We start from the raw sequence: 2,873 nt of genomic DNA, 5'->3' as shown, positions 1-2,873 counted from the left end.
GTCCTCGACCCGGCTCCAGCTGATCGGCGGGGCGGTCGGCGGGCGGAACCTCGCACCCGCCGTCATGGTCAGCAGGATGGAATTCTCGACCGGGTTTCCGGCCAGCCAACCACTGGTTTCGGAGATGAACTCTTCGGTGTTCCTCGTGGTTTTTACGAGCATGCCGAAAAAATATCCCGGAGGTGGTTGTCTGGCAATGGCACGGTCGGCCGGGAAATGCGTTCCGGTCAGTTCGCGCCCGGTCGCCCGGCGCCGGGGCCGCCCTGGCCCGGAGCGCCGCCGCCGGGCCGCCCCATCGTCCCGGCCGTGACGCCGGCCGTCATGCCGCCCTCCAGCCCGAACAGCGACCCGGTGACGAAGCCGGCCGCGTCGCTGCCGAGGAAGACCACCGCGTGGGCGACCTCCTCCTCGGTGGCGATCCGCCCCAGCGCGGTGGCCGCTCCGGCCCGCTCCAGCGCACCCGGCTGGCCGCCGACGCGCCGGCGGAAGTCCTCGGTGTCCACCGGCCCGGTGATCAGGGCGTTCACCCGGATGCCGGCCGGGCCGGCCTCCAGCGCGGTGGCCCTGGTCAGGCCGACCACCCCGTGCTTGGCCGCGGTGTACGCGCCCAGGCCGAAGGCGGTGCCCTGGACGCCGGCGGTGGAGGCGTTGTTGATGATGCTGCCGCCGCCGTTCGCCCGCATCGCGGCGATCTCGTGCTTGAGCGAGTGATAGGTGCCGATCAGGTTGACGGCGATCACCTGGTGGAAGGCCTCGGCCGGGACCCGGTCCAGCGGGCCGAACGCCCCGCCGCCGCCCGCGTTGTTGAAGGCGATGTCCAGCCGGCCGTGTCGCTCGACCGTGGTACCCACCAGCCGGGCGACGTCATCCTCGACGGTGACGTCGGCGGCGATGAACTCCGCCAGTCCGCCCTTCTCGCGGATCCGCTCCACGACGGCGTTGCCCAGCTCAGCGCGGCGGCCGGAGACCACCACCCGGGCTCCCGCGGCGGCCAGCGCGACCGCCGTGGCCGCACCCATGCCCGAGGTGGAACCGGTCACGAGTGCGATCTTTCCCTGGAGTTGACTCATCGTTAGCTGCTCCTCCGGGCGGCCGGCGGCCACCCTTGACGTTGGCTCTTGACGGCTTATTTTGATTGTATAGTCTATACGAATTCAAGCTCGGAGCAAGGACTCCGAGTCGGCGAGCGCCTCCTCGAGGAGTACCCCATGAGCGCCCCGTACGCTGCACCCGCCCCGGAAGTGCCACGCAAAACCTTCTTGACGATCTTCGCCGCTCTGGTGCTCGCCATGTTCCTGGCGGCCCTGGACCAGACGATCGTGGCGACGGCCCTGCCGACCATCGCCGGTGACCTCGGTGGCGTGACCCACCTGGCCTGGGTGGTCACCGCCTACATGCTGGCCGCCACCGCGGCCACGCCGCTCTGGGGCAAGCTGGGCGACCTCTACGGCCGCAAGCTGATGTTCCAGTCGGCCATCGCGATCTTCCTGCTGGGTTCGGCGCTGTCCGGGATCTCCGGCAACATCGGCCAGCTGATCGGCTTCCGCACGCTCCAGGGGCTCGGCGCGGGCGGTCTGATGGCGCTGGCCATGGCGCTCATCGCGGAGCTGGTCCCGCCGCGCGAGCGCGGCAAGTGGCAGGGCTACGCGCAGTCCTGCTTCGTGCTCGCCGGCGTGGTCGGCCCGCTGATCGGCGGCGCCTTCGTCGACAACCTGTCCTGGCCGTGGATCTTCTACATCAACCTGCCGATCGGCGTGGTCGCGCTGCTGATCGTCAGCTCGGTGCTGAAGCTGCCGGTCAACAAGCAGAAGAAGCAGCTGGACTACCTCGGCTCGGCGCTGCTCAGCGGGGCCATCGTCTCGGTGCTGCTGGTCTCGGTCTGGGCCGGTGACCAGTACTCCTGGGGCTCGGTGCAGATCATCGGCCTGCTGGTGCTCGCCGCGGCGCTGCTCGCCGGCTTCGTCTGGCAGGAGAAGCGGGCCAGCGAGCCGGTCGTCCCGCTGGCGCTGTTCAAGGACCCGGTGGTCCTGGTGGCCACCCTCGGCCTCTTCCTCACCTCGGTCTCGCTGTTCGTGGCGACCGTCTACACCCCGCTCTTCCTCCAGGTCGCCAACGGGGACAGCGCCACCGAGTCCGGTCTGCTGCTGGTCCCGATGATGCTCGCCACCGTGGCCAGCCTGACCCTCTCCGGCAAGGTGGTCGAGAAGACCGGCCGGTACAAGCTGTTCCCGATCGTCGGCCTGCTGATCATGGCGCTCGGCCTCTACCTGATGTCGACGCTCACGGCGGACTCCTCGGAGGTCGCCGCCGGCGTCTTCCTCGCGGTCTTCGGCATCGGCTTCGGCCTGGTCACCCAGGTGCTGATCGTGGCGGTGCAGAACTCCGTCGAGATGCGGCAGCTGGGTGTGGCGACGGCCGCGGCGAACTTCTTCCGCTCGCTCGGCGGCGCCATGGGCGTGACCATCTTCGGCGCCGTCCTCAACTCGCAGCTGCGCGACTGGCTGCCCAAGAAGGTGCCGGCCGAGGCCCTGGCGCGGCTCGGCACGGACGGCCTGCTGACCGCTCCGGCCAAGGTCCGGGCGCAACCGCCGGCGGTGCGCGACGGCGTCGCCGCCGCGCTGGCCGAGTCGCTGCAGGTGGTCTACCTGATCGGCATGATCATCGCGCTGCTCGGCGCCCTGGTGGTGGTCTTCCTCCAGGAGCGGCCGATGCGGGCGCCGATGGGCGCGCCCGGCGGCAGGGGGCCCGGTGGCCAGGGCGGCCCGGGTGGCCCCGGCGGCGGCCAGTGGCAGGGTCAGGGCGCCCCGGCGGGCCAGGGCGGCCAGGGTGCCCCGGGCGCCCAGTCCGGTCCCGCCGGTCCCGCAGCCGGCGGT

At 71.1% G+C, this 2,873-nt stretch carries 2 protein-coding genes; one reads left to right on the top strand and one right to left on the bottom strand.

Annotated features, from left to right (window positions below):
- Window positions 1–227: 227 nt before the first annotated feature.
- Complete coding sequence (locus ABD308_RS12385) at window positions 228–1,070, bottom strand: SDR family NAD(P)-dependent oxidoreductase (protein WP_344332700.1); 843 nt, start codon at window positions 1,068–1,070, stop codon at window positions 228–230.
- 189 nt (window positions 1,071–1,259) lie between these two features.
- Between ABD308_RS12385 and ABD308_RS12380 the strand changes: the two genes are divergently transcribed.
- Window positions 1,260–2,873 (top strand): MDR family MFS transporter (locus ABD308_RS12380; RefSeq protein WP_344332698.1); only part of this gene is annotated, 1,614 nt, incomplete at its 3' end.

It is taken from the genome of Kitasatospora putterlickiae (genome assembly GCF_039527695.1).
Taxonomy (GTDB): domain Bacteria; phylum Actinomycetota; class Actinomycetes; order Streptomycetales; family Streptomycetaceae; genus Kitasatospora; species Kitasatospora putterlickiae.
This window is presented reverse-complemented; position numbering and strand designations above follow the sequence as displayed.

Excerpts from the sequence above, each read along its gene's own strand:
- ABD308_RS12385 (WP_344332700.1), bottom strand. The coding sequence starts at position 1,070 with ATGAGTCAACTCCAGGGAAAGATCGCACTCGTGACCGGTTCCACCTCG.